Raw genomic sequence first — 25,758 nt, 5'->3', positions numbered from 1 at the left:
TCCGCGAAAACCCGTGGCGGGCGGGTCGTATCCTCTGGCCATGATCCCCGGTGCCACCGCCGCCTCGTTCCTGCTGGTCGTCGTGCTCGGGGCGATGTCGCCCGGGCCCGACTTCGTCGTCGTGACGCGCTCCTCGCTCTCGGGCGGCCGCCGGGCCGGGATCGCCGCCGGGGCCGGGATCGCGCTCGGTGTCTTCGCGTGGGTGGTCGCGATCGCGCTGGGCGTCGCCGCCGTGCTCACCGCCTCCGCCGTCGCCTTCACCGTCGTCAAGCTCGCCGGGGCCGCCTACCTCGTGTTCCTCGGCGTCAAGGCCTGGCTGGCCGTGCGCCGCGGCGAGTACCGGGATCTCGCGGCAGGCACCGGGGGCCGGCAGCTCACAGCCGGGGCCGCCTTCCGGCAGGGGCTGGTGACGAACCTGCTCAACCCCAAGGTCGCCGTCTACTTCCTGGCCCTGCTGCCCCAGTTCCTGCCCGCCGACGGCTCCACGCTGCAGACGCTCGAACTCGCCGCGATCGCCACCGCCGGCACCGTGCTGTGGTTCGTCACCCTCGCCGTCGTGGTCGGGGCGCTGAAGAAGTTCTTCAGCGCCGGCCGCGTCCGCCGGGGCCTCGACGCCGTGCTGGGCACCGTGCTCGTCGCCCTCGGGCTGAAGGTCGCCGCCGAAACGGCGTGAGCCCGCCGAAGGGGCTCACGCCGCCGGGCTCAGCCGAGCTTCTCCGACGCCAGCCGGGTGCCCTCCACGCGGGCCGCGATCTTCGCGAACGCGATGTCGCGCGAGGTCGACGTGTCGTCGGCGAACGGCGAGAACCCGCAGTCGTCGCAGGTGCCGAGCCGCTCGGCCGGCACGTACTTCGCCGCGGTGAGGACGCGGTCCCTGACCTCCTCGGCGGTCTCCACGCGCGGGTCGATCGGGTCGGTGACGCCGACGAACACCCGCTGGTCGGCCTTGAGGTTGTCGGCGATCACCCGCAGCGCGCGCTCCGGGTCGGCCTCGCTGGCCAGCTGGACGAAGAACCGGCCGGCCTTGAGGTCGAACAACGCCGGCAGCAGGCCCGCGTAGTCGACGTCGAGGCTGTGCACCGAGTCCTGGTCGCCGCCCGGGCAGGTGTGGACGCCGATCTTCGCGCGTTCCTCGGCGGTGAACCGGTCGAGCACGGCGTTGTTGAGCTCGACGAACTGCCGCAGCAGCCCACCGGACGGGTCGAGCTTCAGCGACAGCCGCCCTTCGGTGAAGTCGATCTGCACGCTGTCCGCGCCCGCCTCGAGGCTGCCCCGGATGTCGGCCTCGGCCGCGTCGACGAGGTCGGCGACGAACTGCTCCTGCGAATAGCCCTCGATGCCGTCGCCCGGGTAGATCAGCGACAGCGCGGACGCGGCGATCACCGCCTGCTTGACCGGGCGGTCGGTGAGCTTCTTCGCGCGCGTGAGGTACGAGTCGGCGTGCGTCGCGTAGCGGAACGGCCCCGCGGTGAGCCGCGGCAGCTGCCGGGTGTGGCCGTCGGCGAACGGGATGACGACGCCGTCGGGCGCCAGCGCGTCCAGCCCGGCCAGCGGGTAGGTCGCGAAGCTCGGTTTGCCCTGCTCGCCGTCGGTCAGCACCGGTGAGCCGGTCTCCTCGAAACGGCGGATCGTGTCGGCCAGCGCGCGGCTCTCGAGCTCGGCGAGCGCGGCGGCGTCGATCCGGCCGGCGGCGAAGTCCCCGAGCCCCTCGACGAGGTACGCGGGCCGCGGGATGCTGCCGATCGGTTCGGTGGGCAGGGTCATGAGTCCTCCGGCTGTTTGAAGGGCCTGACCGGCCATCGGCACGACGGCAGGACGTGGCCTGCCGGCCGCCCCCACCCGCCGTCCGGTGCGTGACCGGCCACGTTCGAAGGGCAACTTAACGTGGTGAAAGCCGATCACGGAGCGCGGATCACCCGGTTGGCCCAGAGAAAAGCACGAATTCAGAAGGCGTTCGGCGGTTCGTTCGGAGGACGATTGGGTATTCGCTACGGCGATACGGCGGGTTCGGCGCCGAAGGAGGCCCGATGCTCAGTCACCACGACCGCACGGAGCTGGAGAAGATCGAGCGCAGCCTCGAGCTCAGCGACCCGGAACTGGCGGCCGCACTGCGCGACGGCCGCCGGCCGAAGTCGCGCGCGCTCCGCAGCGCCCTCCTGATCGTCTTCGACATCACCGCCGTGACGCTGCTGGTCCTGGGCCTGGTCCTGCCCGACCCCGGCGTGACGCTGTGCGGGATCCTCGCCCTCACCGCGACCGTCTGGACCCACGTGGCGCGGCACAGGATCTGAGGTCGCGCGGCGCCGGATCTGAGGCAGACTGGGCGGGGTGAAGTGGGTCCTGCACGTCGACCTCGACCAGTTCATCGCCGCGGTCGAGATCGCCCGCCACCCCGAGCTGCGCGGGAAGCCCGTCGTGGTCGGCGGCAACGGCGACCCCACCGAGCGCGCCGTCGTGGCGACGGCGTCGTACGAGGCCCGCGAGTTCGGCGTCCAGTCCGGCATGCCGCTGCGGATCGCGGCCCGGCGCTGCCCGGAGGCCGTCTTCCTGCCGAGTGACCCGGACGCCTACCTCGAGGTGTCGGCGCGGGTGATGGCCGCGGTGCGCGAACTGCCGGTGGTGGTCGAGGTGCTGGGCTGGGACGAGGCGTTCGTCGGGGCCGAGACGGACGACCCCGAGGCGCTGGCCGCCGCGATCCAGGAGGCGGTGGCACGCGAGACGGGGCTGTCGTGCGCGGTCGGGATCGGCGACAACAAGCTGCGGGCCAAGCTCGCCACCGGGTTCGGCAAGCCGGGCGGGATCTTCCGGCTGACGCAGGAGAACTGGTGGGCGGTGATGGGCGCCCGCCCGACCGACGCGCTGTGGGGCATCGGCGGCAAGACGGCGAAGAAGCTCGCCTCCCTGGGGATCACCACCGTGCTGGACCTGGCGGGCGGCGATCCCGCGGAGCTGGCGGCCCGGTTCGGCCCGAAGACCGGCCCGTGGCTGCGCCTGCTCGGCGGCGGCATCAGCGACGCCGAGGTGAGCGCGAACCCGTGGGTGGCCCGGTCCCGCAGCCGCGAGACGACGTTCCAGCGCGACCTGACGGACCCGGCGGAGATGGCGGCCGAGGTCTCGGCGCTGGCCAAGCGCGTCGCCCAGGACGTCCTGGAGGAAGGCCGTCCGGCCGCGCGGGTGGCGGTCAAGGTGCGGTTCGTGCCGTTCCTGACCCACACGCACAGCGTGACGCTGCCGGAGCCGACGTCGGACGCGACGGAGCTCGACCGGGCGGCGCAGGAGGTGCTGGGCATGTTCGAGCTGACCCGCGCGGTGCGGCTGCTGGGCGTGCGGGCCGAGTTCCCGCGAGAGCCGTCGTGAGTGGTAAGGCGGGTTAGAACCCCGCCTTACCACTCACGACGAGCCGCGGGAGACCTCCTCCGGCAGCGGCAGCGGCCGGTCCGGGTCCAGTTCGACCCCGCCCGCGCGCAGCGTGTGGTCCAGCATCGCCCAGATCGTGCCCGTCAGCTGGGCCGTCAGCTGGGCCAGGGTGAGCTCGCCCGGGTGGTCCAGCCAGCGGGTCGTCGCCGATTCGACGTAGCCCACCAGGCCGAACGCGATCGTGTCGGCCGGGGCCGGATCCAGCCCGAACGCCGTCAGGTAGCCGCTGAACAGCGTGCTGAGGTGGCGGGCGATCGCGCCGCGGACGTCGGGGCCGTCCGGGACGCCGCGGGCCAGGTAGCGGTGCAGGTGGGCGTGCTCGGTCAGCCAGCGCAGGTGCGTCGCGATCACCGTGGAGATCATCTCGTTCGGCGATCCCGAAGGGTGCCAGAGCGGCGCCAGGTCCGCGGTCACCAGCTCGGCCGCCCGCCGGGCGATGGCCCGGCGGAGGTCCGCCGCGTCGGAGAAGTGCCGGTACAGGCGGGTGCGGGCGACGCCGGCGCGCTCGGCGATCTGCTCGGTCGAGACGTCCGGGCCGTGCTCGGCGATCGCCGCCAGTGCCGCGTCGACGAACTCCGCGCGCCGGCGTTCCTGCTGGCCCGCCCAGCGCGTCGCCCGTCCGTCGACCTTGGTCACGGCGAAAGCCTACTCAGGCACCCGCCGGGCGGTGTACGCTGCCGAAGTAGCTAGTACAGCGCGTACCCCCTACTTTACGGAGGCCGCCATGGGCGTCGAGGCCCAGGACCGGGACGTCACCGCGGCTCGCCTGCTCAAGAGCTCCGCGAAGAACTCCTACGACCCGTACGTCGATATCGACTGGGCCGCCCCGCTCGCCGAAGGCAAGGCGTACATGCCGCTCGAGCGCGTCTCCCTCCACGGCACGGACCTCTGGGCGAAACTCACGCCGGAGCAGCGGATCGAGCTGTCCAAGCACGAGATCGCCAGCATCATGAGCGTCGGCCTGTGGTTCGAGATCGTCCTGATGCAGCTGCTCGCCCGGTACGTCTTCGACCTCGACGCGCGCACCGAGCACGCGCAGTACGCGATGACCGAGATCGGCGACGAAACCCGGCACTCGGTGATGTTCGCCCGCACCGCGCAGCGGCTCGGCGTCCCCCGCTACGGCGTCCCGAAGGTGGTGCACCGCGCCGCGAAGGTGTTCGGCGCGACCGCCGCCGGCCCGTCGATGTTCGCCAGTGTCCTGGTCGCCGAGGAGACCACGGACCGGCTGCAGCGGTCGATGATGGACGACGACGGCATCCAGCCGCTGATCCGCTCGGTCAACCGCATCCACGTCGTCGAGGAGGCCCGGCACGTCCGGTTCGCCAAGGAGGAGGTGCTGCGCGAGACGCCGAAGCTGTCGAAGGCGGGGCTGCGGCGGCACCGGCTGCGGACCGCGCTGGTCGCGTACGGCGTCATCGACAGCATGGTCGACCCGCGGGTCTACCGCAGCGTCGGGATCGCCCCGCGCGAAGGCCGCGCCGCGGCGCTGGCGAACCCGCACTTCCACGAGACGCGCCGCTGGATGGCCGAGAAGATCGTGCCGTTCCTGAGCGACGCGGGGCTGATCGGCGGCCGCTCCGAAGGCATCTGGCGGCGCGCGCACCTGCTCTGAACGCCGACGGCGGAATTCCCCTTTCGCGCGGTTCCGGGCCGCGCCACGATGGCACGGTGACCGCCGATCCCCCGCTCGAACCGGCACCCGGGCCGCCGGCGCGCCGCCCGCTGCTCGCCCGGCCGGCCGTGACCGGCCTGGCCGGCTTCGTGGCGGGCGCGGTCCTGGTCGGGGTGCCGTGGCTGGTGCTGACGCTGCTCGCCGGCCCGAGCGGCGGGCCGCTGACCGCCCCGCCGACCCTGGGCGGGCTCAGCCGCGCGCAGGACGCGATCGCCAAGCTGGACAAGGCCAAGGGACAGGCCACGATCGACCGGATCGGCAAGAGCGACAAGGAGGACACGGCCCGCGTGTCGGCGGCCTACGGCGGTGCCGGCGCGGTCGTGCAGCAGTACCAGGACGACCGGCTCCGGCGTTCGGTCCGGTTGCTCGCGGTCCGCGCGCCCTCGCCCGGGCTCATCGCGCCGTACCAGGACGCCGAGGCGCTGGGCCTGGCCGCGCCGGGCACCGAACTCGTGCGGTTCGGGGACGTGCAGTGCCTGGTGCACCACGACCCGGAGAACGCCGGGTCGGCGCCGGATCCGGAGCGGTCTTCGGTCCGGGTCTGCCAGCACACCGGCCCGGACCTGACCGTGACCCTGCAGAGCATCAGCTCCGAGGGCAACCGCGACCCGCGGGAATTCGCTGGAATCCTCGAAGAGGCCTGGACGATACTCAGCCGGTGATCACCATCCGCCTCGCCCGCCCCGAAGACGAAGCCGCACTCACCGAGATCGACCGGCGCACCTGGAGCTCGGCCGTGTCCCCGGCTCCCCCGCCCGAGCCGGGCACCCCCTTCTTCGGCGAGGACGCGCGGCCGGGGAACTTCCTCGTCGCCGAGCACGAGGGCGAGGTCGCCGGCTACGTCCGGCTCTCCGCGGGGTTCCCCATCGACGCCCACCGGCACGTGCTGGTGATCGGCGGGCTCGCGGTCGACCCGGACCGGCAGCGGCTCGGCATCGGACGGCAGCTCGTGGAGGCCGCCGTGGCGGCGGCGCGGCGGAAGGGCGCCCGCAAGCTGACGCTGCGCGTGCTGGGTCACAACACCGGCGCCCGGCGGGTCTACGAGCGCTGCGGGTTCGTCACCGAAGGCGTGCTGCGCGGCGAATTCCGCCTCGACGGCACCGACGTCGACGACGTTCTCATGGCCCGATCGCTCGCTTGACAGCCGCGCGGCGGCTTTGCCATCCTGGTGCCGGGCCGAGAGGCGCTGCGACGGAAGCCACTTCCGCCACGCTCGGCCCGGCACCACGACTCCAAGGGCGCCTCCCGCGAGGGAGGTGCCTTTTTCGTTGTCCCACAGGGACTTCGGCCTCCCGAGCGTTTTCGCCGACGAACTCCGGAGTGCATCGAAGCATGAGTGACAAACTGCAGAACCGCAACGGCCTCGACTTCGCCGTGGCCGACCTCTCCCTGGCCGACGCCGGCCGCACCCAGCTGCGCCTGGCCGAGCACGAGATGCCCGGCCTGATGGCGATCCGCCGTGAGTACGCCGCCGCCCAGCCGCTGAAGGGCGCCCGCATCGCCGGGTCGCTGCACATGACGGTGCAGACAGCCGTGCTCATCGAGACCCTCATCGCACTCGGCGCACAGGTGCGCTGGGTGTCCTGCAACATCTTCTCCACCCAGGACGAAGCCGCCGCCGCGGTCGTCGTCGGGCCGGCGGGCACGGTGGACGCCCCGGCGGGCACCTCGGTGTTCGCGTGGAAGGGCGAGACGCTCGAAGAGTACTGGTGGTGCACCGACCAGCTCTTCGCCTTCCCCGGCGGGCAGGCCCCGAACATGATCCTCGACGACGGCGGCGACGCCACCCTGCTCGTCCACAAGGGAGTCGAGTTCGAGGCGGCGGGCGCGGTGCCGCAACCGTCCGAAGAGGACTCCGAGGAGTACCGGATCGTCCTCGAGACCCTGCGTGCGAGCCTGGCCGCCGACGGCGACCGCTTCACCCGGATGGCCAAGGAGATCCGCGGCGTCACCGAGGAGACGACCAACGGCGTCAAGCGGCTCTACAAGCTGGCCAAGGACGGCGAGCTGCTCTTCCCCGCGATGAACGTCAACGACTCGGTGACGAAGTCCAAGTTCGACAACAAGTACGGCATCCGGCACTCCCTTGTGGACGGCCTGAACCGGGCCACCGACGTGATGATCGGCGGCAAGCGCGTGGTCGTCTGCGGCTACGGCGACGTCGGCAAGGGCGCGGTCGAGGCGCTGCGCGGCCAGGGCGCCCGGGTCGCGGTCACCGAGATCGACCCGATCTGCGCGCTGCAGGCCGCGATGGACGGCCTCGACGTCGTCGAGCTCGACGACGTCGTCGCCGACGCCGACATCTTCATCACCACCACCGGCAACTTCGGCATCATCTCCGCGGACCAGATGAGCCGCATGAAGCACAACGCGATCGTCGCCAACGTCGGGCACTTCGACAACGAAATCGACATGGCCGGATTGGCGAAACTCCCCGGAATCGCCAAGAAGGAAATCAAGCCGCAGGTCCACGAGTGGACGTTCGCGGGCGGCCACGCGATCATCGTGCTGTCCGAAGGGCGGCTGATGAACCTCGGCAACGCGACCGGGCACCCGTCGTTCGTGATGTCCAATTCCTTCACCAACCAGGCGATCGCGCAGATCGAGCTGTTCACCAAGCCCGGCGAGTACGCCACCGACGTCCACCGGCTGCCGAAGCACCTCGACGAAAAGGTGGCCCGTCTGCACCTCGACGCACTCGGTGTGAAACTCACCAAGCTGACGAAGACGCAGGCGGAGTACATCGGCGTGGACGTCGAGGGTCCGTACAAGCTCGATCACTATCGGTACTGAACCGGCTCTGCTCCAAGGTTGCTCCATTCGCCGTAGTTTGGTTTATCCGGAAACTGGCCATCCTCCGGTCGAGAGCGCATCCGCCCGGACGGCACGGAGCCGGGCCGGGTCTCATGCGAAGGAGTGTGTCAAGTGATCATTCTCGGTGTGATTCTGCTTGTCATCGGGTTCATCGTGGGCATCCCGGTGCTGTACACCATCGGTATCATTCTCGCGGTGGCCGGCGTGGCACTGGCCATCCTGGGCGGCACGGGCCGCCGGATCGGTGGCCGGGCGCACTGGTACTGATCCCGGGACACCGCCACGGCCTGGCGCGCCGGCCGCAAAGCCGGCCGCGCCAGGCCGTTCGGCCTGTCCGGGCCGCGAGTCTCCACACTGGACATCGCCCGCGAACGCGGTCACTTCCGGAAAAGTAAGGGTCCTCCGGCTCCGAGGGGGAGGGAGAGCCGAAGGACCCCGTTAGTGTTAGCACATCGCCAAGCCCGTGTACACAGCTGCATACACGATCGTGTTACGCCCTTGACCTCGTCCTGCCGCGGTGAGGGCCTCCCCGGCGAGCGGAAAACCCGCCAGGGAGGCCCGCACGCATCCTGGCGGGAGGCTCAGGAAACCTGGCGCAGCAAGGGCTTGCGCGGCGCGACGGCACAGCCGCACCCGCCGCCGACTCCCCGGCAGTCGACGATCAGCCCGTGGCGGACGCGGTCGCCGTCCGCGCAGGCCGGATCGGTGCACTCGGCGAATCCGCCTTCCGGGTGCACCACCAGCGTGCCGTGGCAGTGGTCGATCCCCGCGTCACAGGACGCACACTCCATGACCGGCCGCCTTTCCGCGCTCGTGGACGACGTCCCCCCAAGGTAGAACCGGGGCGCCGCCGGAACCGGCAGGGGCACGGCGTGTCGCCACAACCACCCGTCCGGGCGGGGTCAGGCGGACTTCGGCGCCCGCTTGCGGGCGGCCGGCTTCTTCTTCGCCGGTTTGACGTCCTCATCGGACTCGTCGGCGCCCGAAGACGCGGCCGGCGTCGCGGCGGCCTGCCGCGACTTCTTCGCGGCGTCCACACTGGCCTGCAGGGCGGCCATCAGGTCGACGACGTCGGACTTGGCGGTGACCGCCGCGGGCTTGGTGGTCTCGTCGCCCGCCACCTTGGCCTCGATCATCTGCTCGAGGGCTTCGCGGTAGTGGTCGTGGTACTTCTCCGGCTCGAACACCGGCTCGGCCAGCGAGTCGATCAGCGACCCGGCCATGGTGAGCTCCTGCGGCCGGATCTGCGGCGGGTCGTCGCGCAGGAACGGGAAGTCGGGCTCGCGGACCTCGTCCGGCCACAGCATCGTCGTCATCACCAGCACGTCGGCGTGCACCCGCAGCACCGCCATGCTCTCCCGCTGCCGCACCGCGACCTTGGCGATCGCGACCTGGCTCGACTTGTGCAGCGCGTCCCGCAGGACGACGTACGGCTTCACCGCGTTCTTCTGCGGCTCCAGGTAGTAGGTCCGGTCGTACTGGATGGGGTCGATCGACTCCAGCGGCACGAACTCCAGCACGTCGATCGTGCGCTGGGTGGACAGCGGCAGCTCGGCCATCTCCGCGTCGGTGATCACCACCATCTCGCCGTCGGGCAGCTCGTAGCCCTTGGCGATCTCGGCGTACGGCACTTCCTGGCCGTCGATCGTGCAGAACCGCTTGTACTGGATGCGGCCGCCGTCGGCCTCGTGCACCTGCCGGAGCGAGACGTTCTTGTTCTCGGTGGCCGCGTACATCTGGATCGGGATGCTGACCAGACCGAAGGACACCGAGCCCTTCCACATCGCCCGCATGCCAAGCACCTCCGGGGTTCCGCCTTCACGCTACGTGACCACCGTAGCCCGAATCGTCCCTCCGCGACAGGGCGATCTACACCTCTGCCAGGTACTTCTTCCAAAGTGCGGGATCCATGAACCAGTGCTGGAAGTCGGACGGGTCCATGAACCCGTTCACGAACCGCCGGGCCACCGCCGGGTTCTGCCCGGCCACCCCGAGGATCTCGAGCACGTGCGGAGGCGGCGGCAGGAGCAGGGCGTTCGTCCATTCGGTCACGTGCCGGGCGTACTCCCAGTAGCGCTCGAACGTCGCCGCCATCCACGCGGCGTCGAACGGACGGTCGCCGTGGGCCACGATCGCGTCGAGATAGGTGGCCGCGCAGTGGCTCGCGTTGTTCGAGCCCTGCCCGGTGATCGGGTCGTTGGCCACCACGACGTCGGCCATGCCCAGCACGATCGCCCCGCCCGGCAGGGTGCCGACCGGGTGGCGGACCACCGGCGTGTACCCGCCCGCCAGGGTCGCCTTGCCGTCGGTCAGCTCGGCTTCGCGGCAGCGCTCGTACTCCCACGGCACGAACTGCCGCATCAGGTCCAGCACGCGCCGGAAGTGCTCGTCGGGGCCCGGGCGGTCGGCGAAGCAGTCCAGCGGCCCGCCGGGCACCCCTTCGAAGAAGAGGATGTCGCAGTTCCCGCTCAGCGTGTACGCCGGGATCATGAACAGCTCGCCGACGCCGGGGACGATGTTGAACCGCACCCCCACCTTCTCCGGGTGCTCCGGCCGGCGGCCCACGCCGTGCGCGTAGACCAGCGACAGCGCCCGCATCGGCTGCGTGAACGGGGACCGCTCGGGCACCCGGTCGAACAGCTGGACCAGCTCGCCCTTGCCCGCCGAGATGACCACCAGGTCGTAGAGCCGGGCGAGGGCGTCCAGTTCGGACGTCATCACACCGTGGATGACGAGCTTGCCGCCGCGGTCCTCGAACAGCTCCAGCCAGCCGGCCATCTTCACCCGCTGGTCGACCGACTGGGCGGGGTGGTCGAGCTCGGCGAACCAGTCGAGCGCGCGGCCGCCGTCCGGCGCGGCCACCGAGATGCCGAGGCCCTCGACATCGACCGTCTCCGCCTCCCACAGGTTGATCCCGAGGTCGCGCTCGTGCTGCAGCGCGTCGTGGAACATGCACTGCGTCGACATCACCCGCCCGGTCCGGATCTCCTCCGGCGTCCGCGCGGACATCACGGTCACGTCGTAGCCCTTCGCCTGCAGCCCGAGAGCCAGCTGCAGACCGGACTGCCCGGCGCCCACGACCAGGACCTTGCGCATGGAGCTCGTTCTCCTTCTCAGGCGTGCGGGGCGGTGCCGGCGAGCTGCCGGCCCGCCGGACCGGACAGCACCGCCAGCGACAGCGTGTGGGCGACCAGCTCGGTCAGGGTGGCGATCGTCGACGCGCGGTCCCGGGCGTCGCAGGTCACCAGCGGGACGGCCGGGTCGAGGGCCAGCGCGTCGCGCACCTCGTCGAGGTCGTGCACCGGCTTGCCCTCGAACTGGTTGACCGCCACGACGAACGGCAGCTCGGAGTCGTTCTCGAAGTAGTTGATCGCCGCGAACGACTCGTCGATCCGGCTGGTGTCGACCAGCACGACCGCGCCGAGCGCGCCGCGGCTCAGGTCGTCCCAGAGGAACCAGAACCGCGCCTGCCCCGGCGTGCCGAACAGGTACAGCAGCAGGTCCGGGCGCAGGGTGATCCGGCCGAAGTCCATCGCGACGGTCGTGGTCGACTTGCCGCCGGGCGGGATCTCGTCGATCCCCTCGCCCGCCTCCGTCATCCACGCCTCGTTGCTCATCGGCGGCACTTCCGACACCGCGCCGACGAACGTGGTCTTGCCGACACCGAAGCCCCCGGCGACGACGATCTTCGCGGAGATCGTCAGCAGATCGCCCTCAGGCGGGGAGCCGCTTGAGCCCATCAAGGATCCTCTCGAGCACGTTGGTGTCGTGGTGGTAGGCGTGCGCGGTGGGGTGGACGAACACCGCGCCCTGGGTGGCGAGGTCGCCGAGCAGCACCCGCACGACGCCCAGCGGCAGGTCCAGCCCGACCGACAGCTCGGCGACCGAGCACCGCACCCGGGCGCGTTCGTAGAGCGAGCGCGACTCGGGCATCAGCGTGTCGCTGAGCGCGGGGTCGTACCGCGGCACCGAGATCAGCGTCTCCACCAGCAGCTGGTGGCGCGTGCCGGTGCGGCCGCCGGTGAGCGCGTACGCCCGGATCCGGCGGCTGCGCCGCGGCAGTGCGGTGTCCTTTTCGGACACGGGCATCACATCCTTGTCGGGCACTTCGATCAACCCCGAGGACGGCGCGCGGTCAGCACCTGGCGCAGTTCGGCGCGCACCTCGGGGGTGAGCGCGTGACCGGCGTTGGTGATGAACTGGGTCATCTCGTAGGCGACCACCTTCATGTCCGCGTCGCCCGAGGTCAGCACCGCGAGCCCGGCACCGGACCCGATGCCCATGAACAGGAAGTAGCCGTGGGTGAGCCGGATGATGATCTGCTCGCAGGCGCCCTTCCCGAACAGGGCCGCGCTGTTGCCGGCCAGCGACAGCAGGCCGCTGGCGATCGCGGCGAGCTGTTCGGCCTCGGCCTCGCCGACCGAATCCGAGGCGGTCAGCGGGAAGCCGTCCACGCTCATGATCAGCGCGTGGCTGACGCCGTGGACCTTGTGCACGAAGTCGTCGAGCAGCCACGCGAAGTTCGCCGTGGCCGAGTGCGGGGCGCTCACGAGGCGGTTCCTCCGGGCGTCTCGTCCTGGCGGGTGCGGTGCTCGGCGAGCGCGGCCTGCTCGCCGTCGGCGAACGCACCGAGGTCGGCCAGCAGCCGTTCGTGCCCGGCGGCGGTGTCGGGGGCGGTGTCGGACTCCGAAGGCGGCGGTGGCGGTGGTTCCGGCGCGGCCGCGCGGATGCTGCCGGGCACGCGGCGCGGCAGGCCGTTCGCCGTGGTGCCGCCGACGGTCCCCTCGGCGACCGGACGGGGCCGCGGGGTGGGCTTGCGCGGCGCCAGCGGCTCGGGCGTCGCCCGGGAGAAGGCGCCCGCGCGGCGGCGCGGCAGCCCGCCGACCGTGGCCGGCTCGGGGCCGGCCTCGGTCGTGACCGGTTCGGCCGTGACGGTCCTGGTGCCCGACCAGGCGTTCTCGGCAAGTTCGGTGACGACGCCGGTGGGCAGCAGCACGGTGGCGACCGTGCCGTGCGGGCTGCGCCGGTCGAGCCGCACGGTGACGCCGTGCCGGGCGGCCAGCCGCGCGACGACAGCGAGCCCCATGTGCCGCGCCGAGGCGTCGTCGAGGTCGCCGCCCGCGGCCAGGCGCGCGTTGAGGTCCCCGATGCGGTCGGCGGGGATGCCGATGCCCTCGTCCTCGATCCGGACGAGCACGCTGCCCTGCTCGGTCAGGTGCGCACTGACGTGCACGGGCGAACTCGGCGACGACTGGTTGGCGGCGTTGTCGAACAGCTCCGCCAGCACCCGGCCCAGGTCTTCGGCGGCGAAGCCGACCACGCCGAGGTTGACCACGCGGCCGATGGTGATCCGGGCGTAGTGGTTGATCGACGACATCGCCGCGCGCATCAGGTCGAGCACCGAAGTGGCACGGGCGGCGTCGTCGGCGGTGTCCTGCCCGGCGAGCACGCGCAGGTTCTCGGCGTTGCGCCGCAGCCGCGTCGCGAGGTGGTCGAGCTGGTAGAGCTCGGCGAGGCGGCGGTGGTCCTCCTCCCCCGCCTCCAGTTCTTCGAGCCGGGCGAGCAGCTGGTCGAGCAGGTTGAGGTCACGCAGGGCAACGCTGGCACAGATCTCGGCGAGCACGCCTTCGTCGGCCGGGGCCGCCACCGGCTCCGGCCGCGTCAGTTCGACGAACGCCGGCCCGGCCGCGGGCACGTGACCGGGGTGCTTCGGCGGCGCGGTGAGAAACTGCCCGGCGGCGACGCGCGAGCGGTCCAGCAGGACGCGTGATCGATCCAGGAGTTCCCGGGCCCGGCTCGCCATGTGGTCCCACTTCTTCCTTGATCGGATTCGAAAACAACCGTGCTGCGCCGCCCCCCGGCGGCGATGCGGGACATGCAAGCAGAAAGGTTCGTGGGATGTCCACACGCGGTCTCCGGACGATCGCGGTGCGTGATCGCGAATTCGCTGCGTCGCTGCTGGTGAGCGCAGTGGATTAGGCCATTCGGTTCAATTTTGCAAATTGCGCCCCGCAACAGAGCGCACACGGCCGAATGGTTCGGTCGCGATCCGCGCCGACCATCGAGACGCCGTGCGCCGAGTTCCCACGACCCGGCCAGGGCCTGCGCGAGCGGGAACAACCGCGACCGGTCGGCTCTGAGCGAACGCGGCCGAACCGGCAGGCTTCACCCAGACCACCGCACGGCGGCCGTCGTCGCAGCTCACTCCGGGTGACCCTCCCCGGCCAGTCCCCGCTGCGCCCGATTCGTCCCAACTTTGCGTGCCACGCAAATTTTTGCGGGCCACGCAACTTTTTCGCTACACTCTGCACATGCCGCCGGAAGAACCACCGAAGCAGCTGACCCTGCGCGAGCGGAAGAAGCGCGAGGCCCGCCGCGCGCTCGCGCAAGCCGCGCTGCGGCTGACGCTGGAACGGGGCTTGGAGAACGTGCGGGTGGAGGACATCGCCACCGAGGTGGGGGTCTCCCCGCGGACGTTCAACAACTACTTCTCCAGCAAGGAACAGGCCGTCTGCTCGGTCGTCGTCGACCGGCACGAGGGGATGCGGGAGGCCCTGCTCGCCCGGCCGGCGGGCGAGCCGCTCTGGGAGTCGGTCAAGCAGGCGGTGCTGGAGCAATATTCACGTGATGGCGAGCCGGATCGCGCGTATGTTGCGCGTATCCGGGAGCTGATGGGCCAGCTCATGCTGCGTGGCGAGTTCCTGAACGCCCACGCGGCGGTCGAGCGGGTCCTCGCCGAAACGATCGCGAAGCGGGTGGGTGGTGTGGACCACCTGTTGTGCCGGTTGATGGCCTCCTCGGTGGAAAGTGCCGTCCGCGTCGCCTTCGTCAACTGGTTCACCGAAGGCGAACCGCTCCTGCCGACCCTGGAGCGGCTGCTGGACGAGCTGGCCGCCGGGATGCCGACCCTGATCGGCGCGGCCGCGAACCCCGAACCGAACACCACCACCACTCCTCTGGGGGAATCGTTGTGCTAGTCAAGCTCCTGCGCAGTCACCTGCGCCCGTACCGGGGCACCTTGTGGGTGATCGTCGCGCTCCAGCTGGTGCAGACGGTCGCCATGCTCTACCTGCCGACGCTGAACGCCGACATCGTCGACGACGGCCTGATCAAGGGCGACATGGGCTACATCCTGCGGGTCGGCGCGGTGATGCTCGCCGTCACGCTGGCCCAGATCGCCGGCTCGGTCGGCGCGGTGTACTTCGGCGCCCGCACCGCGATGGCGATCGGCCGGGACATCCGGGCCGGCGTCTTCCACCGCGTGCAGGACTTCTCCGCCCGCGAGGTCGGCCAGTTCGGCACGCCGTCGCTGATCACCCGCACCACCAACGACGTCCAGCAGGTCCAGATGCTGGTGCTGATGACGCTGACACTGATGGTGTCCGCGCCGATCATGTGCGTCGGCGGGATCATCCTGGCGCTCAACCTCGACGTGCCGCTGTCGTCGCTGCTGCTGGTCATCGTGCCGGTGCTGGCCGTCGCCGTCGGCACGATCATCGCGAAGATGCGCCCCGCGTTCCGGCTGATGCAGGAGCGCATCGACCGGATCAACCAGATCCTGCGCGAGCAGATCATGGGCATCCGGGTCATCCGGGCGTTCGTCCGCGACTCCCGCGAACGAGCGCGCTTCGACGTCGCCAACGACGAGCTGCTCACCGTCTCCCTGCGGGTCGGGCGGCTGATGGCGCTGATGTTCCCGATCGTCATGCTGGTGATGAACGCCTCCAGCGTCGCCGTGCTGTGGTTCGGCGGGCAGCGCATCGACTCCGGCAGCATGCAGATCGGCGCCATGACGGCGTTCCTGTCCTACCTGCTGCAGATCCTGATGGCCGTCATGATGGCCACGTTCATGTTCATGATGGTGCCGCGCGCGGAGGTCAGCGCCGAGCGGATCAGCGAGGTGCTGGACACCGAGTCGAGCGTCCGCCCGCCGGTGTCGCCGATCCGGCCCGGCGCGGTGCACGGGCACCTGGAGCTCTCCGGCGTCGAATTCCGGTACCCCGGCGCGGAGAAGCCGGTGCTGTGCGACATCTCGCTGATCGGGCGGCCGGGTGAGACCACCGCCGTGATCGGGTCGACCGGCACCGGCAAGACCACGCTGCTCAACCTGATCCCCCGGCTGATGGACGCCACCGCCGGCACGGTGCAGGTCGACGGCGTCGACGTGCGCGACCTCGATCCGGACGTGCTCGCCCGCGCGGTCGGGCTGGTGCCGCAGAAGCCGTACCTGTTCGCCGGCACGGTGGCGAGCAACCTCCGCTACGGCAACCCGGACGCGACCGACGAAGAACTCTGGCACGCGCTGGAAGTGGCGCAGGGCAAGGAGTTCGTCGAGGCGATGCCCGAAGGCCTGAACGCCCCGATCGCCCAGGGCGGCACCAACGTCTCGGGCGGCCAGCGGCAACGGCTCGCGATCGCCCGGATGCTGGTGCACAAGCCGGAGATCTACCTGTTCGACGACTCGTTCTCGGCGCTCGACTACGCGACCGACGCGGCCCTGCGCCGCGCGCTGGTGGCGGAGACGAAGGACGCGACGGTGGTCATCGTCGCGCAGCGGGTCAGCACGATCCGGGGCGCCGACCGGATCATCGTCCTCGACGAGGGCCGCGTCGTCGGCACCGGAACCCACCACGAACTCTTCGACGGCAACGAGACCTACCGGGAGATCGTGCTGTCCCAGCTGACCGAACAGGAGGCGGCGTGAGCACCACGGAATCCGCCAAGGCCGCCGTCACCGAAGCCGGGGAACGGCCGACCGCCGAGCGGCAGAAGAACACCGGGAACGCCACCAGCGGGCCCGGCCGGTGGATGGCGGGCGGCGCGCCGCCGGAGAAGGCCCTCGACTTCAAGGGGTCCCTCAAGCGGCTGCTGCAGCTGCTGAGACCGCAGCGGGCCGCCCTGATCGGCGTGCTGGTGCTCGGCGCGGCCAGCGTCACGCTGACCGTCATCGGGCCGAAGATCCTCGGCCACGCCACCGACCTCATCCTGGCCGGCGTGCTCGGCAAGCAGGTGCCGCCGGGGGTCACCAAGGAGCAGATCGTCGCCGGCCTGCGGGCCCGCGGCGACAGCACGCTCGCCGACATCTACAGCCGGGTCGACCTGGTGCCCGGCGTCGGCATCGACTTCGACGCGGTCGGCCGGATCCTGCTGATCGTGCTGGCGCTGTTCGTCGTCTCGTCGTTCTTCGGGCTCATCCAGGCCCGGCTGACGACGAACCTGGTGCAGCAGGCGGTGTACCGGCTGCGCCAGGAGGTCGAGGACAAGTTCGCGCGGCTGCCCCTGAAGTACTTCGACCGCCAGCCGCGCGGCGAGGTGCTTTCCCGCGTCACCAACGACATCGACAACCTGGCGCAGTCGCTGCAGCAGACGCTCTCGCAGATCGTCTCGTCGCTGCTGACGGTGGTCGGCGTGCTGATCATGATGTTCCTGATCTCGCCGCTGCTGGCGGTGATCGTGCTGCTGACCGTGCCGGCGTCGGCGATCCTGGCCGCGAAGATCGGGAAGCGGGCGCAGCCGAACTTCATCAAGCAGTGGTCGACGACCGGGAAGCTCAACGCCCACGTCGAGGAGATGTACACCGGGCACTCGCTGGTGAAGGTGTTCGGCCGCCGCGAGGAGTCCGCGGCGATCTTCGACAAGCAGAACGAGACGCTGTACCAGGCGAGCTTCCGGGCGCAGTTCATCTCCGGGATGATCCAGCCGGCGATGATGTTCATCGGCAACCTCAGCTACGTGCTGGTGGCGGTGATCGGCGCGCTGCGCGTCGCGTCGGGCAACCTCACGCTCGGCGAGGTGCAGGCGTTCATCCAGTACTCGCGCCAGTTCAGCCAGCCGGTGACGCAGATCGCCAGCATGGCGAACCTGCTGCAGTCCGGCGTCGCCTCGGCCGAGCGGGTGTTCGCGCTGCTCGACGCCGAGGAGCAGGCACCGGAGCCGGCTTCGCCGGAGCGGCCGGCGGTGGTCCGGGGACGCGTGGAGTTCCAGGACGTCTCGTTCCGCTACCTGCCGGACAAGCCGCTGATCGACGACCTCTCGCTGACCGTCGAGCCCGGGCAGACGGTGGCGATCGTCGGCCCGACCGGTGCGGGGAAGACGACGCTGGTCAACCTGCTCATGCGGTTCTACGAGCTCGACGGCGGGCGGATCACCCTCGACGGCGTCGACATCGCGAAGATGAACCGCGAAGAGCTGCGCGACCAGACCGGGATGGTGCTGCAGGACGCCTGGCTGTTCGGCGGCACGATCGCGGAGAACATCGCCTACGGCGCCGACGACCCGAGCCGCGAGGAGATCGTCGAAGCGGCGAAGGCGACGCACGTCGACCGCTTCGTGCGCACCCTGCCGGACGGGTACGAAACGGTGCTCGACGACGAGGGCGGCACGGTCAGCGCGGGTGAGAAGCAGCTGATCACCGTGGCGCGGGCGTTCCTGGCCAAGCCGGTCATCCTCATCCTCGACGAGGCGACCAGCTCGGTCGACACCCGCACCGAGGTGCTCATCCAGCGGGCGATGAACTCGCTGCGCAGCGGCCGCACGAGCTTCGTCATCGCGCACCGCCTGTCGACGATCCGCGACGCGGACGTGATCCTGGTGATGGAACACGGCCGCATCGTCGAGCAGGGCGACCACGAAACGCTGCTGCACAGCGGGGGTGCGTACGCGCGGCTGTACGCGGCCCAGTTCGCCGAGGCGATGGCGGAGACGGACTGACCCGAGCGCTCCCGGATGTCATGAACGACTCTTTCCTGACGTCCAACGTCAGGAAAGAGTCGTTCATGACGTAGCAGGGACGCGCCGCCGGGCCGAGAGCCAGACGTGCACGAGCAGCCCCGCGGCCAGGAACAGCGTGCCCTGGTAGACAGCGGCGTAGCCGGCGCCGGCGATCAGCCACAGCGACACGGCGAACGAGACCCCCGCCACGGTGACGTCCAGGGCCAGGCGCCCGCCGCGGACCTTCTCGCGGTCTCCGCGCGCCAGCCAGTGGAGCTGGGCGGCCGCCGAAAGCAGGTACGGCACCGCTGCGGTGAAGCTCGTGATGAGCACGAGGACCCGGAAGACCTGCCCGGTCCCGCCGAGGTAGTTGAAGAGGATCAGCACGGAGGCCAGGACGACGCCGATCAGCGCGCCGGCCCAGGGCACGCCCCGGCGCGTCCGGGTGAACACCCGCGGGAAGAGCCCGTCGACGGCGGCGGCGTAGGGCATCTGGGCGCTCATCAGGATCCAGCCGTTGAGCGCGCCGACGATCGACAGCACCGCGGCGACCGCCATCACCACCCCGCCGGCGGTGCCGCCGAACATCGCGTTGAGCGCGTCGGAGAACGGCGCCGACGACCCGGCCAGCGCGGTGTGGGGCACCAGGCCGAACACGGCGAAGGTGCCCAGCAGGTAGACCACCGCGGAGGCGACCGTGCCCAGCACGCCCGCCCGGATGACGGTGCGCTTCGGGTTGCGCACCTCGCCGGCGCTGACCGCCGCCGACTCGACCCCGAGGTAGGAGTACAGCAGGATCGCCGCGGCCGCCGACATCGACGGCACCACCCCCTGGCCCGTCGCGTCGAACGGGCCGAAGTTGCCCGCGTGGACGAAGAACGGCCCGACGAGGGCGACGACCGCCAGGGGCAGGAACTTCAGGACCGTCGAGACGATCTGGGCGGCGGCGACGTACTTGAGCCCGGCGAAGTTCGTGAGCGCGGGCAGCCACAACGCGGCCAGCGCGAGGAGCGCCTGCCAGCCGGCGCCCCCGGGCACCGGCAGCAGGACCTGCAGGTACCCCACGGCCGCGACCGCCAGTGCCGCGTTGCTGGCCCACGTCATCGTCCAGTACGACCAGACCGACACGAACCCGGCGAAATCCCCGAACGCCTCGCGCGGGTAGACGTAGAGCCCGCCGGTGACCGGCGTCCGGGCGGCGAGCCTGCCGAAGAGCACCGCCAGCGCCACCGCGCCCACGGTGAGCACGGCCAGCGCGACGATGCTCACCGTGCCGTACGGCGCCACCGTCGCGGGCAGCAGGAACACCCCGCCGCCGATGATGTTGCCGGTGACGAGGCACACAGCGGTCAGCAGGCCGAACCGGCGTTTCGCGGGTGGTTCGGCGGGGGTGTTCGACGTCATGCTCACTCTTCCGGACTGGGACGTCCCTTGTGGACGTTCAGCGGGATCCTACGAGGCGGGAACCCCGGCTCCCACGGAGTGGGAGTACTACATTCGACGCGTGCCGTCTCTCGAAACCGCGTTGTCCCGTGGCCCGGTCGTCATCGACGGCGGGCTGTCCAACCAGCTGGAGGCCGCCGGGCACGACCTGTCCGACGAGCTGTGGACCGCGCGCCTCCTGCGCGACGATCCCGAGGCCGTCGCCGACGCGCACCTCGCCTACTTCACGGCCGGGGCGAGCGTCGTCCTCACCGCGAGCTACCAGGCCAGTTTCCCCGGCTTCGCCCGCCACGGCATCCCGGCCGGGGAGACCGCGAACCTGTTGCGCCGCAGCGTTTCCCTCGCGCGGACGGCCCGGGACCGGTACGCGGGCCCGGAGCGTCCACTGTGGATCGCCGCCTCGGTCGGGCCGTACGGCGCGTCGCTGGCCGACGGTTCGGAGTACCGGGGCCGGTACGGCCTGAGCGCGTCGCGGCTGCGCGAGTTCCACCGGCCGCGGCTGGAGGTGCTCGCCGAGGCCGGGCCGGACCTGTTCGCCGTCGAAACGATCCCGGACGTCGAGGAGGCCGAAGTCCTCGTCGGGCTCGCCGCGGAGCTGGACCTCCCGCTGTGGCTGTCCTACACCGTGGCCGGGACCTCGACCCGGGCCGGCCAGCCGCTCGGCGAGGCCTTCGCGCTCGCCGCCGGGGTCCCGCAGGTGATCGCCACCGGGGTCAACTGCAGCGCACCGGAAGACGTCCCGGCCGCCGCCGCGCTCGCCGCGGCGGCCACCGGCAAACCGGTGGTCGCCTACCCCAACAGCGGCGAGGTGTGGGACGCCGCCGCCCGCCGGTGGACCGGCCGGGCGAGCTGGGCCCCGGCGGAGGTCCGGAGCTGGGTCGCCGCCGGCGCCCGGCTGATCGGGGGTTGCTGCCGCGTCGGCCCGGCCGGGATCGCCGGACTGGCCGCCACCGTCGCGACGCCGTGACCGGTACCCTGGAAGTTCTTCGAGCGAAAGGGGTACTGGGGCGCCCATGGCCGACAGACTCGACGAGTACCGGCGCAAGCGGCGTCGCTCCCGCACCCCCGAGCCGTGGCCGGAAGGCCCGCCGCAACCCGGCAACGACGACCTGTTCGTCATCCAGGAGCACCACGCCACCCGGCTGCACTGGGACTTCCGGCTGGAGCGCGACGGCGTGCTGGTCTCGTGGGCGGTGCCGAAGGGCCTGCCGCTCTCCCCCGGCGTCACGCGACTGGCGGTGCACACCGAAGACCACCCCATGGAGTACCTCGACTTCGAGGGCGAGATCCCGGCCGGCGAGTACGGCGGCGGGTGGATGGCGATCTGGGACACCGGCCGCTACGAAACCCTGCACTGGAACAACCACAAGGTCGAGATCGTCTTCCACGGCGGCAAGGCGAACGGCAAGTACCTCTTCCTCAACCGGCACAACCCCGAGGACGAAGGCGACTGGACGCTGCGCCGCCTCGACCCGGCCGAGCCCGGGCACGAGGACTCCCCCGAGTTCCTCGAGCCGATGGCCGCGGTCGACGGCGAACTGCCCGCCGACGACGCCGACTGGGCCTACGAGTTCGACTGGGGCGGCGCCCGCACGATGCTGTGCGTCTCCGGCGGCCGCATCGCGGCGCACGACGACACCGGCGCCGACGTCATCGGACGCTGGCCGGAGCTGCACAAGCTCGGCGAAACCCTGGGCTCGACGGAGGTCCTGCTCGACGGCGAGATGGTCGTGGTCTGCGACGGGCGCCCGGATCCCGCGGGGCTCGTCCGGCGCGGCCGCGCCGACGGCACCGACGCCAAGCGGCTGGCCAAGCACTGCCCGGCGTTCTTCTTCGCCTACGACCTGCTCCACTACGAAGGCCGGTCGACGCTGGACCTGCCCTACCTCGAACGCCGGGACATGCTGGCCGACCTCGGCCTCTCCGGCGGCAACTGGCAGGTGCCGCGCTACTTCCACGGCGGCGGCGAGGCCGTGCTCGCCGCGGCGCGGGAGCACGGCCTCGGCGGGATCTACGCGAAGCGCGCGGACAGCGAGTACCGCCCGGGCAAGGCCGACGGCGACTGGCTCCGGATCCGGACGTGAAACGGCCTCCCCGGCCGGAACCGGGGAGGCCGTCACCGCCGGAACTCAGTGCGCCGAAGGCGTCCGCTGCTCCGGGACCACCTGCAGCTGCCCGCCACCGCGCTTGCGCAGCAGCGCCACGGCCAGCACCAGGCCGACGGCCGCGAAGATCACGCACGCCACGAAGCCCTGGCTGAAGCCCTCGATGACCGCCGCCGGGTTGGTCGCCGCCTGCGCCATGTGCGACGCGATGATCGTCGACACGATCGCCACGCCGATCGCGCCACCGACCTGGAACGCCGCGGTGTTGAACCCGGACGCGATGCCCGCGTCGCGCTTGGCGATGCCGTTCAGGGCCGCCGCCGCGAGGGCGACCGGGCCGCCGCCGAGGCCCAGGCCGAACAGGACCAGGCCCGGGAAGACGTCGGCCCAGTAGGTGCCCGTCGGCGAGATGCCGGTCAGCAGGAAGCAGCCGGCGCCGAGCAGCACCACGCCGGTGACCGCGACGACGCGGATGCCGATACGGTTGAGCACGGCCTGCGCGAGGTAGGCGCCGGCCACGGCCGCGATCGGCATCGCCGACTGGCTCAGGCCGAACTCGAGCGCCGTGTAGTGCAGCACGCCCAGCGAGAACTGGGAGATCGCCACGGACATGCCGAACGCGAGCGCCGCGACGATCGCCGTCACGACGTTGCCGCCGACCAGCGCGGGCGAGCGGAAGAGGCGCAGCGGCACCAGCGGCGCCGCCGAGCGCTTCTCGATCACCAGCGTCAGCGCGACCAGCACGAGGAAGACCACGCCGAGGCCGAGGGTGTGGAAGCTGACCCAGCCCTTGGCGGGCGCCTCGACCAGGATGTAGACGAGCAGGCCCAGCGCGGCCGTGCTGACGACCGCCCCGGCGAGGTCGAACGTCCGCTGCTTGCCCGCGTCCTTGCTCTCGCGCAGCAGCACCGGGCTCAGGATCAGCATGAGCAGCGCGACCGGGACGTTGACGAAGAAGATCGACTGCCAGCCCAGCCAGTCGATGAGCGTGCCGCCGAGCAGCAGGCCGACGGTCGCGCCGATGGAGGCGATCCCGGACCACGCGGCGAACGCCTTGTTGCGCTCCCGGCCTTCGGGGAAGGTGTTGGTCAGGATGGACAACGCGGTCGGCGCCATCAGCGCGGCCGAAACCCCGTGCAGGGCGCGGGCCACCAGCAGGACCTCGGCGTTCCAGGCGAACCCGGACAGCAAGGACACCAGCAGGAACAGCGCCGTGCCGGCGATGAACACCTTCCGCCTGCCGAGCAGGTCGGCCGCGCGGCCGCCGAGCAGCAGCAGCCCGCCGAAGGTCAGCAGGTTGGCCGAGAGGGCCCACTGCGCCGCGACGGGGGACAGCTTGAGGTCGGCCGAGATCGACGGCAGGCCCATGATGACGATCTGCGCGTCGAGGATCACCATGAAGTTGGCCGTGCAGAGCAGAATGAGGGCTTTCCAGCGGCGCGGGTCGAGACCCGACGCCACCGATGCGGGAGCTGCTTGGGCGACGTTCACTGCTCTCTCCTTCGAGCGGAGACGGCGTTTCTCCGCGGTCCGTAGGTCTGCGTCGACCGTACGGAGGAGGAGGGGCAGTCACCTTCCTCCGGATTGCACAGCGATTTCTTCCCGCATGCGGTTTCGCTAAAGCGCCTTCAGCAGCTCCAGCGCCCGCGCCGGGGAGGCCGCGTGGTCGGCCATCCCGGCCCACGGATCGGCCTTGCGCGCCAGGCGGTCCTTCATCCGCTTCGGCGTCCAGCCGTCCGGTTCCGCCTTGCCGAGCTCGTGCCAGTCCAGCGGCGTCGCGACCCCGGCGGACGGCCGCGCGCGCAGCGAATAGGGCGCCACGAACGTCGAGGTGTAGCCGTTGCGCAGGATGTCGAGGTACACGCGGTCGCCGCGCTGGTTCTTCCGCACGGCCGTGGTGAGCCGGTCGGGGTCGAGCCGGGCCAGCACCTCGGCCGCGACCTTGGCCAGGTCCCGGACCTCGTCGTAGGTGAAGCTGGGCTCGAGCGGCGCGACGACGTGGAACCCGCGCCCCCCGGTGGCCTGCAGGTACGGCGTCAGCCCGGCGGCGGTGTAGACGTCGCGGACCAGGCGCGCGATCCCGCGCAGGTCGGCGACGGTGACGTGGTCGGGCGGGTCGATGTCGATCAGCACCATGTCCGGGTGCTCCAGGTCGTCCACAGTGGACGACCAGATGTGGTACTCGATCGCCGCCTGGTTGGCCAGGTACACCAGCGTCGCGGCGTCGTCGCAGATGACGTGCCGCACGTCGCTGGTCGTCCGCTGCGGGATCGCCTCGACGCGGATCCAGGAGGGCAGCTTCGGGCTGGCCTCCTTCTGGTACCAGGTCTGGCCCGCGATGCCGTTCGGGTAGCGGCGCAGGGTCAGCGGCCGGCCGCGCAGGTGCGGCACCATCGCCTCGGCGACCGTCCGGTAGTGCCCGACGACGTCGCCTTTGGTCAGCCCGGCCTCGGGGTAGTAGATCTTGTCCGGGTTCGAGGTCGTGATATCGGCGGGGTCCACCGCGCCTCCCAGGGGTCGGCGGCGGGCCCGTCCACCCGCACGCGCTCCTGGGCGGAGCCTGCCCGCCCCGGGCCGGGCGTGTCCACTCGGAGCGTGCTCAGCGCTCGCCCGCGAGCGCCGAGCACACCCCGGCCACCACGACCACGGCGCCCGCGACCACGTTGCCGGTGATCGCGGCCGCCGACGGCGGGGTGTCCCCCGCCTGGGACAGCAGCCACGGCGAAAGCACCACCCACGCGCCGAGGACCGGGATCACCCAGCCGATCAGCGCGAGCCTGCGGGTGGCCGTGCGGGCGATCGCCAGCGCGACCAGGACCAGCCCGAGCACGGTGTCGCTGAGCGCAAGCACGCCCGCGCCACCGAAACCGGCGATCCACGGGGCGAGTACGAGGAAGAGCCCGGCCAGCAGGACCAGTCCGGCGGCCGCACCGAGCACCGCGGTGCGGCGCCGGACGGCCGGGGTGCCGTGGGATGTCATCTCCTCACCTCCACCCGGAGAGGTACCCCTTCGTCGCACCCGGTAACCGGCCGGTCAGCAGCCGCAGGTGTAGTACGTGATGTCCCAGTGGTTCCCTTCGTCGCAGTAGAGGTTGCCGGACGCGGCCTTCCACTGCGGGTAGCCGTCGCCGCGCAGGCCGGCGTAGCCGAAGTTGTTCTTGACGTAGGCGTCGATGCAGCTGTTGTGCGAGATGTCCACCTTGTAGCCGTTCCAGTGGCTGTAGGTGCCGGACGCGTGCCCGGTCTCGGTCCCGCCGGTGATGTTGACGGCGCAGCCGCTGGCCCGCTTCAGCGTGATGACCCCGCTGACCGTGCTCTGGTTGATCTGCTCGTAGGACGTGCAGGTCGAGTTGTAGCGATCCGTGCAGCCACCGCTGGAGGAGCGCGTCACCCCGGCCGCGGACAGCTGCGACGCGGCCTGCGCCTGGGTGAGCTTGGTGACCTGCTCGGTCGCCTGCGCGGTGCCGATGGTGGCGAACACCGCCGTCGCCGCGGACGCGGCCAGTCCCAGTGCGACCCGCGTGAGCATGAGCTGTCCCGGCATGAGCTGTCTCCCTCGTACGACGATCCGGACGCCGTGGAGCCAAATCGGGA

27 protein-coding genes and 1 riboswitch are annotated in these 25,758 nt (G+C 71.2%); of the genes, 13 read left to right on the top strand and 14 right to left on the bottom strand.

Features of this window, described 5'->3' with window-relative positions; translation table 11 throughout:
* The first annotated feature begins 40 nt into the window (after window positions 1–40).
* Window positions 41–673 carry a LysE family translocator gene (locus tag BLW76_RS23185; protein ID WP_091310858.1) on the top strand — a complete coding sequence of 211 codons (633 nt, stop codon included), beginning with the start codon at window positions 41–43 and terminating at the stop codon, window positions 671–673.
* Between the two features lie 29 nt (window positions 674–702).
* On the opposite strand, the gene BLW76_RS23180 is transcribed toward BLW76_RS23185, so the two are convergent.
* Entirely contained in the window at window positions 703–1,764 is a 1,062-nt protein-coding gene (locus BLW76_RS23180) for a cobalamin-independent methionine synthase II family protein (protein ID WP_091310855.1), read from the bottom strand.
* A 263-nt stretch (window positions 1,765–2,027) separates the two neighbouring features.
* Between BLW76_RS23180 and BLW76_RS23175 the strand changes: the two genes are divergently transcribed.
* Together BLW76_RS23175 and BLW76_RS23170 are read left to right on the top strand one after the other, a co-directional pair.
* Window positions 2,028–2,291, top strand: a complete 264-nt coding sequence (locus tag BLW76_RS23175) for a DUF3040 domain-containing protein (RefSeq protein ID WP_091310854.1) — start codon at window positions 2,028–2,030, stop codon at window positions 2,289–2,291.
* Between the two features lie 37 nt (window positions 2,292–2,328).
* Window positions 2,329–3,357 (top strand): DNA polymerase IV, encoded by a 1,029-nt coding sequence (locus tag BLW76_RS23170; RefSeq protein WP_091310851.1) that lies wholly within the window; start codon window positions 2,329–2,331, stop codon window positions 3,355–3,357.
* A gap of 33 nt (window positions 3,358–3,390) precedes the next feature.
* On the opposite strand, the gene BLW76_RS23165 is transcribed toward BLW76_RS23170, so the two are convergent.
* A complete protein-coding gene (locus BLW76_RS23165; RefSeq protein WP_091310850.1) occupies window positions 3,391–4,053 on the bottom strand; it encodes a TetR/AcrR family transcriptional regulator in 663 nt (220 codons plus the stop codon).
* Window positions 4,054–4,141: 88 nt separating this feature from the next.
* Between BLW76_RS23165 and BLW76_RS23160 the strand changes: the two genes are divergently transcribed.
* From BLW76_RS23160 to BLW76_RS23140, 5 genes are all read left to right on the top strand, one after another.
* Entirely contained in the window at window positions 4,142–5,032 is an 891-nt protein-coding gene (locus BLW76_RS23160) for an AurF N-oxygenase family protein (RefSeq protein ID WP_091310847.1), read from the top strand.
* Window positions 5,033–5,088: 56 nt separating this feature from the next.
* On the top strand, window positions 5,089–5,754 hold the full coding sequence (locus tag BLW76_RS23155; RefSeq protein WP_091310846.1) for a hypothetical protein: 666 nt from the start codon (window positions 5,089–5,091) through the stop codon (window positions 5,752–5,754).
* A complete protein-coding gene (locus tag BLW76_RS23150; RefSeq protein ID WP_091310843.1) occupies window positions 5,751–6,233 on the top strand; it encodes a GNAT family N-acetyltransferase in 483 nt (160 codons plus the stop codon). The genes BLW76_RS23155 and BLW76_RS23150 overlap by 4 nt, the downstream gene beginning before the upstream one ends.
* Before the next feature lie 31 nt (window positions 6,234–6,264).
* Window positions 6,265–6,343, top strand: a riboswitch (S-adenosyl-L-homocysteine riboswitch).
* Window positions 6,344–6,424: 81 nt separating this feature from the next.
* Complete coding sequence (gene ahcY / locus BLW76_RS23145; protein ID WP_091310841.1) at window positions 6,425–7,885, top strand: adenosylhomocysteinase; 1,461 nt, start codon at window positions 6,425–6,427, stop codon at window positions 7,883–7,885.
* A gap of 147 nt (window positions 7,886–8,032) precedes the next feature.
* Window positions 8,033–8,173 (top strand): hypothetical protein, encoded by a 141-nt coding sequence (locus BLW76_RS23140; protein WP_162472556.1) that lies wholly within the window; start codon window positions 8,033–8,035, stop codon window positions 8,171–8,173.
* A 314-nt stretch (window positions 8,174–8,487) separates the two neighbouring features.
* Here the strand turns inward: BLW76_RS23140 and BLW76_RS23135 are convergent, their stop codons facing one another.
* The 7 genes from BLW76_RS23135 to BLW76_RS23105 all read right to left on the bottom strand — a co-directional run bounded on the left by BLW76_RS23135 (window position 8,488) and on the right by BLW76_RS23105 (window position 13,709).
* Window positions 8,488–8,697 carry a hypothetical protein gene (locus tag BLW76_RS23135; protein ID WP_091310839.1) on the bottom strand — a complete coding sequence of 70 codons (210 nt, stop codon included), beginning with the start codon at window positions 8,695–8,697 and terminating at the stop codon, window positions 8,488–8,490.
* A 111-nt stretch (window positions 8,698–8,808) separates the two neighbouring features.
* Window positions 8,809–9,699, bottom strand: a complete 891-nt coding sequence (gene ku, locus BLW76_RS23130) for a non-homologous end joining protein Ku (RefSeq protein ID WP_091310837.1) — start codon at window positions 9,697–9,699, stop codon at window positions 8,809–8,811.
* Between the two features lie 76 nt (window positions 9,700–9,775).
* Entirely contained in the window at window positions 9,776–11,002 is a 1,227-nt protein-coding gene (locus BLW76_RS23125; RefSeq protein WP_091310835.1) for a styrene monooxygenase/indole monooxygenase family protein, read from the bottom strand.
* A gap of 17 nt (window positions 11,003–11,019) precedes the next feature.
* Window positions 11,020–11,646, bottom strand: a complete 627-nt coding sequence (locus BLW76_RS23120; protein ID WP_091310833.1) for a GTP-binding protein — start codon at window positions 11,644–11,646, stop codon at window positions 11,020–11,022.
* Entirely contained in the window at window positions 11,621–11,995 is a 375-nt protein-coding gene (locus BLW76_RS23115; protein ID WP_208613358.1) for a DUF742 domain-containing protein, read from the bottom strand. The genes BLW76_RS23120 and BLW76_RS23115 overlap by 26 nt, the downstream gene beginning before the upstream one ends.
* A 23-nt stretch (window positions 11,996–12,018) precedes the next feature.
* The gene (locus tag BLW76_RS23110) at window positions 12,019–12,456 is read right to left on the bottom strand and encodes a roadblock/LC7 domain-containing protein (protein ID WP_091310830.1); all 438 of its coding nucleotides are present in this window, start codon (window positions 12,454–12,456) and stop codon (window positions 12,019–12,021) included.
* Entirely contained in the window at window positions 12,453–13,709 is a 1,257-nt protein-coding gene (locus BLW76_RS23105) for a sensor histidine kinase (protein WP_091310827.1), read from the bottom strand. Before BLW76_RS23105 ends, BLW76_RS23110 begins: the two co-directional genes overlap by 4 nt.
* Window positions 13,710–14,217: 508 nt before the next feature.
* Between BLW76_RS23105 and BLW76_RS23100 the strand changes: the two genes are divergently transcribed.
* The 3 genes from BLW76_RS23100 to BLW76_RS23090 are packed head-to-tail and all read left to right on the top strand — an operon-like array spanning window position 14,218 to window position 18,616.
* Window positions 14,218–14,883: a TetR/AcrR family transcriptional regulator gene (locus BLW76_RS23100; protein ID WP_091310824.1), complete on the top strand. Its 666-nt coding sequence runs from the start codon at window positions 14,218–14,220 to the stop codon at window positions 14,881–14,883.
* The gene (locus tag BLW76_RS23095) at window positions 14,877–16,610 is read left to right on the top strand and encodes an ABC transporter ATP-binding protein (protein WP_091310821.1); all 1,734 of its coding nucleotides are present in this window, start codon (window positions 14,877–14,879) and stop codon (window positions 16,608–16,610) included. Before BLW76_RS23100 ends, BLW76_RS23095 begins: the two co-directional genes overlap by 7 nt.
* Window positions 16,607–18,616, top strand: a complete 2,010-nt coding sequence (locus BLW76_RS23090; RefSeq protein ID WP_091310818.1) for an ABC transporter ATP-binding protein — start codon at window positions 16,607–16,609, stop codon at window positions 18,614–18,616. Before BLW76_RS23095 ends, BLW76_RS23090 begins: the two co-directional genes overlap by 4 nt.
* A 63-nt stretch (window positions 18,617–18,679) precedes the next feature.
* Here the strand turns inward: BLW76_RS23090 and BLW76_RS23085 are convergent, their stop codons facing one another.
* Window positions 18,680–20,020 (bottom strand): amino acid permease, encoded by a 1,341-nt coding sequence (locus BLW76_RS23085; protein WP_091310815.1) that lies wholly within the window; start codon window positions 20,018–20,020, stop codon window positions 18,680–18,682.
* A gap of 100 nt (window positions 20,021–20,120) precedes the next feature.
* Between BLW76_RS23085 and mmuM the strand changes: the two genes are divergently transcribed.
* Both mmuM and BLW76_RS23075 read left to right on the top strand, forming a co-directional pair.
* On the top strand, window positions 20,121–21,026 hold the full coding sequence (gene mmuM / locus BLW76_RS23080; protein ID WP_244170276.1) for a homocysteine S-methyltransferase: 906 nt from the start codon (window positions 20,121–20,123) through the stop codon (window positions 21,024–21,026).
* A gap of 46 nt (window positions 21,027–21,072) precedes the next feature.
* Window positions 21,073–22,143 carry a DNA polymerase ligase N-terminal domain-containing protein gene (locus tag BLW76_RS23075; RefSeq protein WP_091310812.1) on the top strand — a complete coding sequence of 357 codons (1,071 nt, stop codon included), beginning with the start codon at window positions 21,073–21,075 and terminating at the stop codon, window positions 22,141–22,143.
* 45 nt (window positions 22,144–22,188) lie between these two features.
* Here the strand turns inward: BLW76_RS23075 and BLW76_RS23070 are convergent, their stop codons facing one another.
* The 4 genes from BLW76_RS23070 to BLW76_RS23055 all read right to left on the bottom strand — a co-directional run bounded on the left by BLW76_RS23070 (window position 22,189) and on the right by BLW76_RS23055 (window position 25,708).
* Window positions 22,189–23,655, bottom strand: a complete 1,467-nt coding sequence (locus tag BLW76_RS23070; protein WP_244170275.1) for an MFS transporter — start codon at window positions 23,653–23,655, stop codon at window positions 22,189–22,191.
* Between the two features lie 126 nt (window positions 23,656–23,781).
* Entirely contained in the window at window positions 23,782–24,666 is an 885-nt protein-coding gene (gene ligD / locus BLW76_RS23065) for a non-homologous end-joining DNA ligase (RefSeq protein WP_244170274.1), read from the bottom strand.
* Window positions 24,667–24,763: 97 nt separating this feature from the next.
* Complete coding sequence (locus BLW76_RS23060) at window positions 24,764–25,144, bottom strand: SPW repeat domain-containing protein (RefSeq protein ID WP_091310809.1); 381 nt, start codon at window positions 25,142–25,144, stop codon at window positions 24,764–24,766.
* Between the two features lie 54 nt (window positions 25,145–25,198).
* The gene (locus tag BLW76_RS23055; RefSeq protein ID WP_091310806.1) at window positions 25,199–25,708 is read right to left on the bottom strand and encodes a hypothetical protein; all 510 of its coding nucleotides are present in this window, start codon (window positions 25,706–25,708) and stop codon (window positions 25,199–25,201) included.
* Window positions 25,709–25,758 lie beyond the last annotated feature (50 nt).

Source organism: Amycolatopsis tolypomycina, from assembly GCF_900105945.1.
In the GTDB taxonomy this organism is placed as follows: Bacteria; Actinomycetota; Actinomycetes; order Mycobacteriales; family Pseudonocardiaceae; genus Amycolatopsis; species Amycolatopsis tolypomycina.
Note: the sequence above shows the minus strand (reverse complement) of the source record. Positions and strands in the feature narration are given on the sequence as shown.